Source organism: Allokutzneria sp. A3M-2-11 16 (assembly GCF_024213555.1).
Classification (GTDB): Bacteria; Actinomycetota; Actinomycetes; order Mycobacteriales; family Pseudonocardiaceae; genus Allokutzneria.
Map to the genome: position 1 here is coordinate 2,564,622 of NZ_JANAVO010000001.1, position 13,532 is coordinate 2,578,153.

A 13,532-nucleotide genomic window follows, 5' to 3' on the forward strand; every position below is an offset into this window, starting at 1 on the left:
AGCCCCTCAATGACTCATTCAGCCCGAAAGCGGGGGTTAGAGGCCGTCGCCGTGTTGGGCGGTGCGGGAACCGCGGCGGGCCGCGCGGCGCTGCCACACGATGATCGACCAGCCGATGAGGCCGAGCAGGCCGCCGCAGAGCGTGGTCCACACCCAGACCCAGTCGCCGGTCGCGAAGGCCGTCCGCAGCACCAGCAGCACCGCGAACGCCGCGAACCACAACGCGGTGCCCGTCGCGATCAGCGGGACCGGGTCGGCGAGGGCACGGGGCAGCGGCGGGGGTGCGGGACTTTCCGCACTCGTAACCTGACCGCGTTCGCTCTTCTCCGCCACATCCGGCAGGCTACCGGCCGAAACACGGCGGCAGGGAGTGCACATGGGCGCAGGCAGGCTGGACCGTTACTTCAAGATCAGCGAGCGCGGGTCCACGGTGGGCCGCGAGGTCCGCGGTGGACTGGTCACGTTCGTCACGATGGCCTACATCGTGGTGCTCAACCCGCTGATCATGGGCAGCTTCGCCGCCGCCGACGCGGGCGCCAAGCGGGACGTGCTCGGCAACATCCTCCCTGTCCCGCAGGTCGCCGCGGTGACCGCGCTGGTCGCGGGCGTGATGACCATCCTCTTCGGACTGATCGCGAACTACCCGTTCGCCATCGCCACCGGGCTCGGCATCAACAGCCTGGTCGCGGTCACCCTGGCGCCGCAGATGACCTGGCCGGAGGCGATGGGCCTGGTCCTGGTCAACGGCATCGTGGTGCTGGTGCTCGTGCTGACGGGTTTCCGCACCGCGGTCTTCAACTCCGTCCCGCCGGAGCTCAAGGCGGCGATCGCCGTCGGCATCGGCCTGTTCATCTGCCTGATCGGCTTCGTCGACGCCGGGTTCGTCCGCCGCCTGCCCGACGACGCCAAGACGACCGTGCCGGTGGGGCTGGGCATCAACGGCTCCATCGCGTCCTGGCCGACCTTCGTCTTCGTGTTCGGGCTGCTGCTCACCGGGGTCCTGGTGGCGCGCAAGGTCCGCGGCGCGATCCTGATCGGCGTGCTCGGCAGCACCGCGATGGCGATGGTCGTCGAGGCGATCTTCAAGGCGGGGCCGTCCAAGGGCACCGATCCCAGGGGCTGGAGCCTGGGTTACCCGGGCCTGCCCGAGCAGTTCTTCGGCCTGCCGGACCTGTCCCTGGTCGGTGACGTCTCCTTCGGCGCGTGGTGGCGGCTGCCCGCGATCACCGTGGCGCTGCTGGTGTTCACCCTGGTGCTGACCGACTTCTTCGACACCATCGGCACGATGACCGGCCTGGCGAAGGAGGCGGACCTGCTCGACAAGGACGGTCAGCTGCCCGGCACCGGCAAGGCGCTGTTCGTCGACGGCGCGAGCGCGGTCGCGGGCGGCCTGGCCTCCTCCTCGTCGAACACGGTCTACATCGAGTCCGCGGCGGGCATCGCGGAGGGCGCGCGCACGGGCCTGGCGAACGTGGTCACCGGCCTGCTCTTCCTGGCCGCGATGTTCTTCACCCCGCTCTACCAGGTGATCCCGGTCGAGGCGGCCGCGCCCGCGCTGGTGATCGTCGGCGCGCTGATGGTCAGCCAGGTGCGGGAGATCGACTTCTCCGACTTCACCGTCGCGCTGCCCGCGTTCCTGACGATCGTGGTCATGCCGTTCACCTACTCCATCGCCAACGGCATCGGCGCGGGGTTCATCAGCTACGTGCTGCTCCAGGTGGTCACCGGCAAGGCGCGGAAGGTGCACCCGCTGATGTGGGTCGTCTCGGTCGCGTTCATCGCGTACTTCGGGGTGGGCCCGCTTCGCGCGGCGCTCGGCATCTGACCCGGCCGGGGTGTGCTGCTGTTAGCGGTGATCATCGGCGGGGTTCGTGGTACTTGAAGACGGGTGAGCGGCCCGCCCACTGCCGGGTGACTCGCGTGGCTGGGCGTGGGTGCGGCGCCTAGCCTCGGAAGTCGTGGGGATCAACAAGCTCTGGCGGCTCCTGCCCTGTGCTGCGGTGATCGCGACGTTCTCGCTCCCGGCCGAAGCGGTCCCGCAGCCCCCGCCACCCGGTCCCGTGCTGCACACCCCGGCGTCGGCGCTGAACACCGCGCTGTCCTGCGGCGGTGACGTCGACGACTCCGGGACCGCGAAGCCGGTGCTGCTCGTGCACGGCACCGGGCTGAGCGCGGCGGAGACGTGGGACTGGGGCTACCGCCGCGCGCTGGGCTCGCTGAACCGCCCGGTGTGCGTGCTCGACCTGCCCGGCAAGGCCATGGACGACATGCAGGACGCCGCCGAGTACGTCGTGCACGCGATCCGCACGGTCGCCGCGCGCAGCGGCAACAAGGTGTCGGTGGTGGGCTACGACCAGGGTGGAGTGCTCGCGTTGTGGGCGCTGCGGTTCTGGCCGGACATTCGGTCCACTGTGGACGATTACGTCGGACTCGGCGTGCCGTACCGGGGATCGCGCGCGGCGGCGGAGCACTGCGTCCGCAACCCGCTGTGCCAGCCCGCGGTGCGCCAGCTGCACCCGGAGTCGCAGCTGATCCGCAACGTCAACCTCGGCCAGCTGCCGCCGGGGCCGTCCTACACCTCGATCCACACCCTGTTCGACGAGCTGGTGACGCCGCAGCCGACCGCGAGCCTGCTGCCGGAGGCCACCAACATCGCGACGCAGGTGTTCTGCCCGTTGCGGCACACCGGCCACCTGACGCTGCTGGCCGACGCCGTCGGCTACGCGCTGGCGGTCGACGCGCTGGAGCACGCGGGGGCCGCCGATCCGCGCCGGATCTCGCCCTTCCTCTGCGGTGAACGGGCGCTGCCCGGGGCCGATCTGGTGGCGATGGCGACCAGCCTGCCGCTGCTGCGGCCGGGCGAGCTGTTCGACGTCGTGGGTGGCCAGGCGAGGGAAACCGAGCCGCCGCTGCGTTGCTACGTCGGAGGGACCTGCGCTCCGTCCGCGAGATAGTGAGGTATGCTAAGGACATGTCGGAGTCCGAACCGGGTGAGCCCAACCTGGCCAGCCGCCTGAGGCTGTCCGTCGTCCGGCTCAACCGCAGGCTCCGCGCCCAGCGCAGCGACTCCTCGGTCTCGCTGACCCAGCTCTCCGCGTTGTCCAGCCTGCACAAGGGCGGGCCGTTGACCCCGGGCGAGCTGGCGGCGCGGGAAGGCGTCCAGCCCCCGTCCATGACCAGGGTGATCGCCGCGCTGGAGGAACACGGGTACGCGACGCGGTCGCCGCACCCCACCGACGGCAGGCAGGCGATCGTCGACCTGACCGAGTCGGGCCGGACCTTCATCAAGGCCGAGGTCTGCGCGCGCGAGCGCTGGCTGGACAAGCGGCTCGCGGAACTGGACGAGTCCGAACGGGAGGTTCTCTCCCGCGCGGCCGAGATCATCGACAGGATGGCGGGGCAGTAAACGAAGTGCCGACCTACGCGGGGAACACCAGAGCTCACCAGTCGCTCGACAACACCCATTCCCCGCCAGGCGCACCGCCTCCGTCCTCAGTGGACAAACGATTGCCCCCCGAGGAGAAGCCGCGCGGCGGGATGTTCTCCTCGCTGCGGACGCGCAACTACCGGCTCTACGCCTCCGGCCAGGTCGTCTCGCTGATCGGCGTGTGGATGCAGCGCGTCGCCCAGGACTGGCTGGTGCTCCAGCTCTCCAACGGCAGCCCGGTCGCGCTGGGCATCGCGGTCGCGCTCCAGTTCGCGCCGACACTGCTGCTGTCGCTGTGGGCGGGCGTGCTCGCCGACCGGGTGGACAAGCGCAGGTTCCTCATCGCGCTCCAGGCGGCGCTCGGCCTGTGCGGGCTGACCCTCGGCCTGCTGGACGTGACCGGTGTCGTGCGGCTCTGGCACGTCTACCTGCTCTGCCTGGTCTTCGGCGTGTTCGCCGCGGTGGAGACGCCGGTCCGGCAGTCCTTCACGGTGGAGATGGTGGGCAAGACGCAGGTCACCAACGCCGTCGCGCTCAACTCGATGACCTTCAACATCGCCCGCATCCTCGGCCCGGCGATCGCCGGTGTGATGATCAACTGGATCGGCACCGGCTGGGTGTTCCTGGCCAACGGCGCCAGCTTCGCGGGCGTGATCACCGGCCTGGCGCTGATGAACCCGGCGGAGCTGTTCCGCTCCAAGCCGGTCCCGCGCGGCCGAGGCCAGCTCCGCGAGGGACTGCGCTACGTGCGGCAGCGCGCCGACCTGGTGGTGGTCATGGTGCTGGCGTTCGGGGTGAGCACCTTCGGCCTGAACTTCCACTCCACCCTCGCCGTGATCTCGCGCAACGAGTTCCACGGCGACGCCTCCCTCTACGGCACGCTGTCCATGGTCCTCGCGGTCGGCACGCTCTCCGGAGCGGTCATGGCGGCGCGGCGCAGCGGCAAGGGGCGCCCCCGGCAGCGGCTGCTGATCGGCGGCGCGCTGGCCTTCGGAGTCCTGGAGATCATCACCGGCTTCATGCCCGATCCGTGGTCGATGGGGGCGCTGCTGGTGCTCACCGGCGCGGCGGCGCTGACCTTCACCACGGTGTCCAACGCGATCGTGCAGCTCTCGGTCGCCCCGGAGATGCGCGGCCGGGTGATGGGCCTGTACATGCTCGTGTTCCTGGGTGGGAATCCGCTCGGCAGTCCGCTGATGGGGTGGGTCGCCGAGCACTGGGGTCCGCGTTCGCCGGTGTGGCTCGGCGGAACCATCTCGCTGGTGTTCGCGCTGGTCTGCGGGGCCGTGCTGATCCGCCGCGGTGGGGTCGAGCTGCCCGTGCGGCGCCTGGTGCGGCTCCGGGTCCTCCCCCGGAGGTGAGCGGGGGTTGCGGGGCCGGTGAAGTTAGGCTAACCTAATTCTTGTCCGCTTCGTGGTGGGAGCGGCAGTCAGTTCGGGAACATGAAGAGTCCCTGACTTCCGACCGGGAGTCAGGGGCTTTTCGTTTGCGCAGGTCAGTGAACTCACGTCGGACGTGAGTTACGCGGCACGTAAGTTACGTCCGACGTGAGTTACCCCTGTGGGCTTCGTCTGAACGGCAAAGGACCCCGGTCACCCCTCGGTGACCGGGGTCCTTCCTTGGCAGTGTCGCTTGTCGGAGCATCCACTGCCAGGTCTCAGGGCTGAAGCAGCAGGCCGTTCTTGCCAGCCCGTGCGGCCACGAAGCGCTCGTTGACGTCGTTCCAGTTGATGACGTTCCAGAGCGCGTTGAAGTACTCGGCCTTCACGTTGCGGTACTGCAGGTAGTAGGCGTGCTCCCAGGCGTCGAAGGCGAGCAGTGGGGTGGTGGCGATCGACAGGTTCGAGTGGTGGTCCTTCAGCTGCTGGGTCACCAGCCGCTGACCGACCGGCTCCCAGGCGAGGATGCCCCAGCCGGAACCTTGGATGGTGGAGGCGGCGGCGTTGAGTTGGGCGCGCAGCCCGTCGAAGGACCCGAAGAACTCATCCACGGCCGCGGCCAACTCGCCGGTCGGCTTGTCGCCGCCGTTGGGGGAGAGGTTTTTCCACCACACCTGGTGCAGGGCGTGTCCGGCGAGGTGGAAGGCCAGGGTGGTCTCCAACCCCACGATGGAGCTGAAGTCTTCCTTGTCGCGGGCTTCGTCGATCTTTTCCAGGGTTTGGTTGGCGCCGGTGACGTAGGCCTGGTGGTGCTTGGAGTGGTGCAGTTCGTTGATCTCGCCGATGATGGCGGGCTCCAGAGCGGAGTAGTCGTAGTCAAGATCCGGCAGGACGTACTGCGCCACGGTGAGCCTCCGGTGCCTCGTTGATGCAAGTCTCTCTTAGTTGCAACTTACTTGCATCTGGATCGACACCGCGCGGTGGGGCTAAACACGCGCGGGGCGGGAATACGGTCACGGATCGAACCGCGGGTTTGACCGGCTCGGCCCGGCTCGGGGAGCATCCGTGGGACAACCGAATACACGTCTCCGGCAGGGGAAGACCGGTCGAAGTCCGGCGCTGACCCGCAACGGTGGGCCGCTGCATCGCAGTGGCAAGCCCGAACACCTGCCTGAGTGCGTTCGGCTCGAACTCCGTCGAGGTCTACGGAAGGTGCCAATGACCAGGTCTTTTCGGCGCGCGCTCGGCGCAGCCGCGCTCACCGTCGCACTCGCCGCCTGTGCGACCCCGCCCGCGCCCGCACCGTCTGCCGCCAGCGTCACCAGTTGTGGTCGTGCGCAGGCGTTCCCGACGCCACCCCAGCGGATCGTCAGTCTCAACCAGCACGCGACGGAGATCCTGGTCGCGCTCGGCCTGACCGACCGCATCGTGGGGACCGCGTACCCGGACACCCCCGACGTGCCCGCGTCGATCGCGGCGGACTACAAGAAGATCAAGCTGATCGCGGAGAAGTACCCGTCGCTGGAGCAGGTGCTCGCGGCGGAGCCGGACGTGGTGGTCGGCGGCTACGCCAGCGCGTTCGCGGAGAAGGACGGCCGTGGCCGCGAAGCGTTGGAGCGCAAGGGAATCCGGACGATCCTGCTCGCCGAGTCGTGCTCGACCGGGCCGATCGGGATCGGCACCTACACCGAGGACCTGGCGCTGTTCGGCAAGGCGTTCGGGGTGGCCGGCCGCGCGAAGGAGCTGGCCGAGGAGACCACGCGGCGGATCGACGCGGTGTCGGCCAAGCTCAAGGGCGTCGAGCCGGTCCCGGTGTTCTTCTACGACAGCGGCGAGAAGGCCGCGTTCACCGTGGGCGGGCACGGCCTCGGCGATGACATCGCCAAGAAGGCAGGTGGCCGCAACATCTTCGCCGACCTGCCGAAGGTCTTCGGCGACGCCAGTTGGGAGCAGGTCGCCGAGCGCGCCCCGAAGGCCGTCGTGCTGGTCGACTACCTCGGTGCCGGTGGGGTGGACGGCAAACGCGCGTTCCTGCAAGGACATCCGCTGGTCGGCAAGACCGCGGGCGTCGCGCAGGGCAAGTACGTCACGCTGACCCTGCCCGACCTCATCGAGGGCATCCGGCTGGCCGACGCCGTGGAGAAGCTCGCGCGCGGTCTGCACCCGGGTGTGGCCTGGTGACCGTCCTCGTCGGGGTGGTCAGGAGACGGCCGCCACTGGTGTTCACGTTGCTCGCACTCACGGCAGCAGTAGTGGCCGTATGTGTGCTGGCAGTGTCGTTGGGGTCGGTGTGGCTACCTCTAGGTCACGTGTGGGGCATCCTCGCCGAGCCGCTTGTGCCGGGACTGGTTGATGTGACGTGGAGTCCGGTGCGCGCGTCGATCGTGTGGGATTCGCGGTTGCCCAGGGTGGCGATGGCCGTGGTCGTCGGCGCCGCGCTCGCGCTGGCCGGGGCCATCGCGCAGATCGTCACGCGCAATCCGCTCGCCGACCCGTATCTCCTTGGTGTGTCACAGGGTGCGGGTCTCACGGTGTCCCTGACGATGGTGCTCGGGGTCGGAGTGCTGGGGTTCGTGGCACTCCCCGCCGTCGCCTTCGTGGGAGCGCTCGCGGCGCTGCTCGTCGTGCTCGCGGTGTCCGGGCGATCCGGCTCGGTCAACGTGCTCGTGCTCGCGGGACTGGCGGTCGGGCAGGTGTGCGGTGCGGGGCTGTCCCTCGTGCTTTTCTTGCACGCCAAGGGTGATCAGGCCAAGCAGGTGTTGTTCTGGCTCGCCGGTGGCCTGGGTGACGCGCGGTGGGACGCGCTGGCCGTGCCCGCGGTGGTGCTCGTCCTGTCCGTGCTGGGCGGAATCGTGGCGGGTTGGCGGATCAACCTGCTGCACGCCGAGGACGACGCCGCGACCGCGCTCGGAGTGAACCCGCGGCGGTTCCGGCTGGTGATGCTGGTCGGGGTTTCCCTGCTCGCGGGCACATCCGTGGCCGTGGCGGGCGGCATCGGCTTCGTCGGACTGATCGTGCCGCACGCCGCGACGTTCCTGGTCGGCTCCGACGCGCGGCGGCTGCTGCCGGTCTCCGCCTTGCTGGGCGCGGGTTTCCTGGTCGGCGCGGACCTGCTCGGCCGGTTGCTCGCGGCGCCGTCGGAGCTGCCCGCGGGCGTGATCACGTCGGCGATCGGCGGGCCGCTGTTCATCCTGATGCTGCTGCGGACCAGGCGGAGGATGGGATGAGCCTTCGAGTCGAAGGGCTTCGGGTCCGGCTGGGCGGGCGGTTCGTGGTCGACGGTGTCGACCTCGCGGTCGCGCGCGGCGAAGTGCTCGGGCTGGTGGGGCCGAACGGCAGCGGCAAGACGACGTTGCTGCGGACGCTGTACCGCGCGATCGCTCCGGCGAGCGGAAAGGTCTACTTAGGACAGTTGGCCGTCGATGAGCTTCCGAGGAGAGAGCTTGCGCGGAGGCTGGCCGCGAGTACGCAGGAGCCCGAGCACGCGGCATCGCTGACGGTGACCGAGGTCGTCGAGCAGGGGCGGGTGTGTCACCGCGGCTGGCTGGAGCCGATGCGTGCCGAGGACGGCGACGCGGTGGAGGCGGCGATCCGGGCGGCGGGGCTGGTCGAACTGCGCGATCGGGATGTCCGCACGCTCTCCGGTGGAGAACGCCAGCGCGTCTCGATCGCGCGCGCTCTCGCTGTGCGGCCGGAGATTCTTGTGCTGGACGAGCCGACGAACCACCTCGACCTGCGGCACCAGCTCGGCGTGCTCGGGCTACTGCGCGAGCTGGCGGCCGAGGGCCTGGCGGTCCTGCTGACCTTGCACGATCTGCGTCTCGCGGTGTCCTACTGCGATCGGATCGCCGTGCTGGACAAGGGAAATCTGACTGCTGTCGGTACACCCGCGGAGGTGCTGGACGAAGGGCTGCTCGCCGAGGTCTTCGGGGTTCGCGGCCACCTGCGCGGGTCCACTTTGGACATTCTGGGGCCGGTGTGAGGGAGTTGTACGCGGCGTGTTGCCCGGAGGCCGAGGTCGTCATCGGCCCGCCTCCGCCCGACGCGATCCGGTGCGCCGACCTGATCCGCCGACCGGAAGTGCTGCGGTCGCTCGTCGATGTTGAGGAACGGTCGAGCGGTCACATCCTGAGAGCGTCGGCAGCGCGCACTTTCCTTTCCTGCTATGCGATCCGGCTGTGCCAGGTGACCATCATGCCCACGGTCATCGGCGATGTCCTCGTGCATCCGGATGGCGTTCTCCTGCGCGGCGACGGACACGGCTTCGGTGTCGTTTACGTTGAGCCCGAAGCGATTCAGCCTGTGCCGGAGCTCGCGAGCGGCCTGGTGATCGCGGCGGGCAGGGTGCTCGAAGGACACATGCGCGCGTTGGCGACGAGTCTGTCCGTCGAGCCGGGGTGCGCGTGGAGCCCGGTGGCCGGGCAGATCGGGTTCGGTCTCGGGACCGCGATGGCCCGTGCTCACGCGCCGAAGGAGGAACTGCTCGAAGCGCATCGGTTGCTCGTAGAACACGTGCCGTGGCTCGCGGGCACAGGGCGGCTGGTCGAATCGTCCACAGGGGACAGATTGGTCTTCCTGAGGTCGAAGTGCTGCCTGTGGTGGACGATCCCGGTGGAGGACGAGTGCCGCAGCTGCCCCCGCCGGAGTGACGCGGAACGGCTCGGCTGAACCAGCTTGAGTATGGTTCGAATTCGCCGTCCGAACAGGGAGATCTTTCGATGAGTGAGCCGGTCGAGAACATCGTTCTGTTCGACGTGGGGCGCGAGGAGCCGGATCAGGCGGAGGTGCCCGCCAAGGTGGTCGACGGTGTCGTCCGGGCGTGGCGGCAGGTGGCGCGCGAGCACGGCGTCACTCCGGCCCAGGTGACGGGGATTCACGCCATGTGGGAGCCGAGCGTGCTCGACCGGAAGTACATCGAGCTGACCTTCCCCGGGGTCGAGTGTTCCGCGGCGTTCAGCAGGCCCGCCCCGGACGGCTGGGACGCGGCGTTCGAGCAGGCGCGGGAGGTGTTGGACAGCGCGATCGAGAAGCTGGACGAAGAGGAGATGGACCAGGCTGTCGACGGCATGCTGTCGACCGCGGGAGAGGGCGTTCTGCTGCTGGTCCTGCGCAGTACGTCGCTTCCCCGGCAGCGAGCATCACGAATCAGGACGACTACGAGGCGCAGATCGACGAGGCGTTCGAATCGATCTTCGAGGGGCTGAAGGCGGAAGTCGGGATCAACGACGACGGCCACGAGCTGATCGTCGTGAGCCGCGAGGACGGGCTCCCGCCCGGTTCCGCGCTGTGCTCGGGCCACTTCCGCGGCTGGATCTCGTCGATCCGCGGCTGGCAGGAGTTCTACGTCAGCCTCATCTGCCCGGAACAGCTGGTCATCGCGGCTGTGGGATCGGCGTACGTGGAGGAGATGCGCCGCGAGGTGCTGGAGACGGACTCCCACAACCCGGACCTGTTGCCGACGCTGCTGCGGGTCTCCGCTGACGGTATGGAGGTCGTGCTCGAAGGGGCCGCGTCGTCGTAACCCTGTTGCCGACCGTGGGTGGTTGGTGCAACGTGGTCGGGGTGTCCGTTCTGGTAGCGCGCGGAATTTCGCTGTCATTCGGCCCAAGAACGGTTCTCGCGGAGGTAGACCTCGATGTCGCTGCTGGTGATCGAGTAGGGCTCATCGCCCCGAACGGAGTCGGCAAGTCCACGCTGCTGCGTGTGCTGGCCGGGGAACTCCCGCATGACGAAGGCACCGTCCGCGTGCATCCGCCCAGTGCGACTGTCGCGTACTTGACGCAGGAAACCGATCTGCGCCAAGGGGAATCGTTGCGCGACCACCTCGCGCGCCGTACCGGCGTCGGTCATGCCGAGCGCGAGTTGCAGCGCACTGCGGAGCTGTTGGCGGAGGACCCTTCGGGGACCGAGTACGCGGACGCGTTCGACCACTGGACGGCTGTGGGTGCTGCCGACTTCGACGAGCGGGCCGATGCGGTGTGCCAGCGCCTCGGGCTGTCCGCTGATCTGCTGGACGGGCGTGGCGCGGACGAGCTCTCCGGTGGGCAGGCCGCGCGCCTGCGGCTGGCGTCGGTGCTGCTGGTGCGCGCGGACGCGGTGCTGCTGGACGAGCCCACCAATGACTTGGACACCAACGGGTTGGAGCTGCTCGAACAACACGTGGTCGGCAGCCGGGCGGCGATCGTCCTGGTCAGCCACGACCGCGAGTTCCTCGCCCGCACGGTGACCGCGATCGCCGAGCTGGACGAGTTCACCCACCGCCTGACGGTCTTCGGTGGCGGGTGGGAGTCCTATGTGGACGAACGACTGAACTCGGAGCGGCACGCGCGGGAGGCGTTCGAGCAGTACTCGGCCAAGCGCGACAACCTGGTCCAGCGCTCCCGCCGGGCGAAGGAGTGGTCCAGGACTGGCATCAAACGCGCGACGAGCGCGAAGGCGATGAACGACGAGCCGGACCGCAACGTCAGGGCGGGCAAGAAGCAGGGCGCGCAGAACGTCGCAGCCAAGGCGACCCTGGCGGAGCGCCAGCTGGACCGGTTGGACGAGGTGGACGAGCCGCGCGAGGCGTGGGAGCTGCGGTTGACCCTGCCGTCCGCCGGGCGGGGGAGCGACGTCGTGTTCACGCTGAGGCAAGCGGTTATGCGGCGCGGTGACATCACCCTCGGACCGGTTGACCTGACCATCGGGGCCGGGGAGCGCTGGCGCGTCGTCGGCCCCAACGGCTCCGGCAAGTCCACGCTGATCGCGGCGCTGCTCGGCCGCCTCCCGCTGGTCTCGGGTGCGCGCAGCGCCGGGGCGAACGTGGTGGTCGGTGAGGTGGACCAGCTCCGCGCGGCCTTCGCGACGGATGAGCCCACGTTGGCCGTGGTCGCATCGGCGGCCGGTCTGTCCACAGTGGACGCGCGGACGCTGCTGGCGAAGTTCCGGGTTGGGGCGGATGCCGTACTCCGTCCGGCCCGCACACTGTCGCCGGGAGAACGTACCCGTGCGGGCCTTGCGGTCCTTCAAGCGCGGGGGACCACGTGCCTGGTGCTCGACGAGCCCACCAACCACCTGGACCTGCCCGCGATCGAGCAACTGGAACAGGCGCTCGCGGACTACCCGGGAGCGCTGGTCCTGGTGACCCACGACCGCAGGCTGGCCACCAGGATCAGCACCGACCACACCCTCGACGTCACCGACCTGCGGGCCGGCTAGCCGCCCGGTGCCCAGGTGTGCACGGGTTCGCCCGCGTGCATCAGCTCGATGTAGCGCTGGAGCATGCCGGTGATCGCCGCGTCCCGGTCCAGGCCGCGTTCCTCAAGCTGCGCAACGGTTTCCCGCTGCCAGGAAGCCCCGGTCCGGCGGGTCACGCAGCGCTGTTCGATGATGCCGAGGTAGCGCTCGCGGGCCTCGTCGGAGACTCCGCAGGCACGCAGGCCCTCGTGCGCCATCGGGAGTAACCGCCGCAGCACCAGCTCGTCCGGCGGGATCCAGCCGATGCCGGGCCAGTACAGCTGCGCCTGCATCGCGTGCCGGGCACCGGTGTAGAAGTTCTCCTCGGCCGCTTGGAAGGACATCTGGCTCCAGATCGGCCTTTCCTGCTCGCACAGCGCCCGCTGCGCGCCGTAGAAGAACGCGGCGTTCGCCAGCACGTCGACCACGGTGGGCCCGGCGGGCAGCACGCGGTTCTCCACGCGCAGGTGCGGAACGCCGTCGACGATGTCGTAGACGGGGCGGTTCCACCGCCAGATGGTGCCGTTGTGCAGGCGCAGCTCGCCGAGCTGCGGGGCGCGGCCCGCCTCGATCGCCGCGAGCGGGTCCTCGTCCTCGGTTTCCGGGAGCAGGGCTGGGAAGTAGCGCGCGTTCTCCTCGAACAGGTCGAATATCGAGGTGATCCACCGCTCGCCGAACCACACCCTCGGCCGGACGCCCTGGTTCTTCAGCTCCTGCGGCCGGGTGTCGGTGGCCTGCTCGAACATGGGGATGCGGGTTTCCTGCCACAGCGCCTTGCCGAGCAGGAACGGGGAGTTCGCGGCGAGCGCGACCTGCACGCCCGCCAGGCACTGGGCCGCGTTCCAGTGCGCGGCGAAGTCGTCCGGGTCCACCTGCAGGTGCAGCTGCACCGAGGTGCAGGAGGACTCCGGCAGGATCGAGTCGGCGTAGCTGCGCAGGCGCTCACCCGGGCGGCCGGGCATCGGCACGCCCTCCATGTCCAGCAGCATGTCCTCGCCGCGCTCGTTGAGGATCTGCTTGTTCAGCACGCCGTAGCGGGGGTTGCTGGAGAGGAACCGCCGGTCGAAGTGCTCGGCGCGCAGGGTCGGCAGCATGCCGACCATCACCATCCTGGCGCCCGCGTCATGGGCCTTGCTGTCCGCGCTGTCCAGGACGGCGCGCAGCTCGTTCTCCAGTTCCAGCGCCTCGTCCCCGGCGAGGGGGCGCGGCGGGACGTTGATCTCGAGGTTGTACTGGCCGAGTTCGGTCGTGAAGAGCGGATCGGAGATCTTTTCCAGCACCACCGCGTTCAGCATGGCCGGATTGAGCGCCTGGTCCACCAGGTTCAGCTCGATCTCCAGGCCCATCTGCTGGCGGGGGAAGGAGAAGTGGTTCTCGGCGAGCATCCGGGCGAGGGCGTCCAGGCAACGCTGGACCTTCTCCCGGTAACGCTGCCGGTCCTCCCTGCTGAACGTCCGTTCCGACACGTCCCTACCCATGCCGCCCTCCCGTGCGGTCGGCTGGTTTCCGAG

The 13,532-nt window shown here is 69.3% G+C and carries 14 protein-coding genes and 1 riboswitch; of the genes, 11 read left to right on the plus strand and 3 right to left on the minus strand.

Annotated features, from left to right (window positions below):
* Window positions 1-36: 36 nt before the first annotated feature.
* Entirely contained in the window at window positions 37-333 is a 297-nt protein-coding gene (locus tag NLX83_RS12700) for a DUF2530 domain-containing protein (RefSeq protein ID WP_254235021.1), read from the minus strand.
* A 43-nt stretch (window positions 334-376) separates the two neighbouring features.
* On the opposite strand from NLX83_RS12700, the gene NLX83_RS12705 reads away from it, so the two are divergent.
* The 4 genes from NLX83_RS12705 (at window position 377) to NLX83_RS12720 (ending at window position 4,788) form a co-directional block, all read left to right on the plus strand.
* Window positions 377-1,825 (plus strand): NCS2 family permease, encoded by a 1,449-nt coding sequence (locus tag NLX83_RS12705; RefSeq protein ID WP_254235022.1) that lies wholly within the window; start codon window positions 377-379, stop codon window positions 1,823-1,825.
* 133 nt (window positions 1,826-1,958) lie between these two features.
* A complete protein-coding gene (locus tag NLX83_RS12710) occupies window positions 1,959-2,954 on the plus strand; it encodes an esterase/lipase family protein (protein ID WP_254235023.1) in 996 nt (331 codons plus the stop codon).
* A gap of 17 nt (window positions 2,955-2,971) precedes the next feature.
* A complete protein-coding gene (locus NLX83_RS12715; protein ID WP_254235024.1) occupies window positions 2,972-3,406 on the plus strand; it encodes a MarR family winged helix-turn-helix transcriptional regulator in 435 nt (144 codons plus the stop codon).
* 101 nt (window positions 3,407-3,507) lie between these two features.
* The gene (locus NLX83_RS12720; RefSeq protein ID WP_374118734.1) at window positions 3,508-4,788 is read left to right on the plus strand and encodes an MFS transporter; all 1,281 of its coding nucleotides are present in this window, start codon (window positions 3,508-3,510) and stop codon (window positions 4,786-4,788) included.
* Between the two features lie 296 nt (window positions 4,789-5,084).
* On the opposite strand, the gene NLX83_RS12725 is transcribed toward NLX83_RS12720, so the two are convergent.
* The gene (locus NLX83_RS12725; RefSeq protein ID WP_254235025.1) at window positions 5,085-5,711 is read right to left on the minus strand and encodes a superoxide dismutase; all 627 of its coding nucleotides are present in this window, start codon (window positions 5,709-5,711) and stop codon (window positions 5,085-5,087) included.
* Between the two features lie 167 nt (window positions 5,712-5,878).
* A riboswitch (cobalamin riboswitch) is annotated at window positions 5,879-5,995 on the plus strand.
* Between the two features lie 29 nt (window positions 5,996-6,024).
* Here NLX83_RS12725 and NLX83_RS12730 point away from each other — a divergent pair.
* The 7 genes from NLX83_RS12730 (at window position 6,025) to NLX83_RS12760 (ending at window position 12,003) form a co-directional block, all read left to right on the plus strand.
* Window positions 6,025-6,987 carry an ABC transporter substrate-binding protein gene (locus NLX83_RS12730; protein WP_254235026.1) on the plus strand — a complete coding sequence of 321 codons (963 nt, stop codon included), beginning with the start codon at window positions 6,025-6,027 and terminating at the stop codon, window positions 6,985-6,987.
* 83 nt (window positions 6,988-7,070) lie between these two features.
* On the plus strand, window positions 7,071-8,033 hold the full coding sequence (locus NLX83_RS12735; protein ID WP_254236207.1) for a FecCD family ABC transporter permease: 963 nt from the start codon (window positions 7,071-7,073) through the stop codon (window positions 8,031-8,033).
* A complete protein-coding gene (locus tag NLX83_RS12740; protein ID WP_254235027.1) occupies window positions 8,030-8,788 on the plus strand; it encodes an ABC transporter ATP-binding protein in 759 nt (252 codons plus the stop codon). The genes NLX83_RS12735 and NLX83_RS12740 overlap by 4 nt, the downstream gene beginning before the upstream one ends.
* Window positions 8,785-9,474, plus strand: coding sequence for a hypothetical protein (locus NLX83_RS12745; RefSeq protein ID WP_254235028.1), 690 nt, complete (start codon window positions 8,785-8,787; stop codon window positions 9,472-9,474). The genes NLX83_RS12740 and NLX83_RS12745 overlap by 4 nt, the downstream gene beginning before the upstream one ends.
* A gap of 50 nt (window positions 9,475-9,524) precedes the next feature.
* On the plus strand, window positions 9,525-10,010 hold the full coding sequence (locus NLX83_RS12750) for a hypothetical protein (RefSeq protein ID WP_254235029.1): 486 nt from the start codon (window positions 9,525-9,527) through the stop codon (window positions 10,008-10,010).
* Window positions 10,011-10,054: 44 nt separating this feature from the next.
* The gene (locus NLX83_RS12755; RefSeq protein ID WP_254235030.1) at window positions 10,055-10,327 is read left to right on the plus strand and encodes a hypothetical protein; all 273 of its coding nucleotides are present in this window, start codon (window positions 10,055-10,057) and stop codon (window positions 10,325-10,327) included.
* A 41-nt stretch (window positions 10,328-10,368) separates the two neighbouring features.
* Window positions 10,369-12,003 carry an ABC-F family ATP-binding cassette domain-containing protein gene (locus NLX83_RS12760; RefSeq protein ID WP_254235031.1) on the plus strand — a complete coding sequence of 545 codons (1,635 nt, stop codon included), beginning with the start codon at window positions 10,369-10,371 and terminating at the stop codon, window positions 12,001-12,003.
* Here the strand turns inward: NLX83_RS12760 and NLX83_RS12765 are convergent.
* Window positions 12,000-13,499 (minus strand): glutamate-cysteine ligase family protein, encoded by a 1,500-nt coding sequence (locus NLX83_RS12765; protein ID WP_254235032.1) that lies wholly within the window; start codon window positions 13,497-13,499, stop codon window positions 12,000-12,002. The two genes, NLX83_RS12760 and NLX83_RS12765, sit on opposite strands and share 4 nt — an antisense overlap.
* Between the last annotated feature and the right edge of the window lie 33 nt (window positions 13,500-13,532).

What these genes read in the sequence shown, in the direction of transcription:
- NLX83_RS12715 (WP_254235024.1), top strand. Translation starts at nt 2,972, where the DNA reads ATGTCGGAGTCCGAACCGGGTGAGCCCAACCTGGCCAGCCGCCTGAGG.
- NLX83_RS12730 (WP_254235026.1), top strand. Translation starts at nt 6,025, where the DNA reads ATGACCAGGTCTTTTCGGCGCGCGCTCGGCGCAGCCGCGCTCACCGTC.
- NLX83_RS12740 (WP_254235027.1), top strand. Translation starts at nt 8,030, where the DNA reads ATGAGCCTTCGAGTCGAAGGGCTTCGGGTCCGGCTGGGCGGGCGGTTC.
- NLX83_RS12765 (WP_254235032.1), bottom strand. Translation starts at nt 13,499, where the DNA reads ATGGGTAGGGACGTGTCGGAACGGACGTTCAGCAGGGAGGACCGGCAG.
- NLX83_RS12750 (WP_254235029.1), top strand. Translation starts at nt 9,525, where the DNA reads ATGAGTGAGCCGGTCGAGAACATCGTTCTGTTCGACGTGGGGCGCGAG.
- NLX83_RS12705 (WP_254235022.1), top strand. Translation starts at nt 377, where the DNA reads ATGGGCGCAGGCAGGCTGGACCGTTACTTCAAGATCAGCGAGCGCGGG.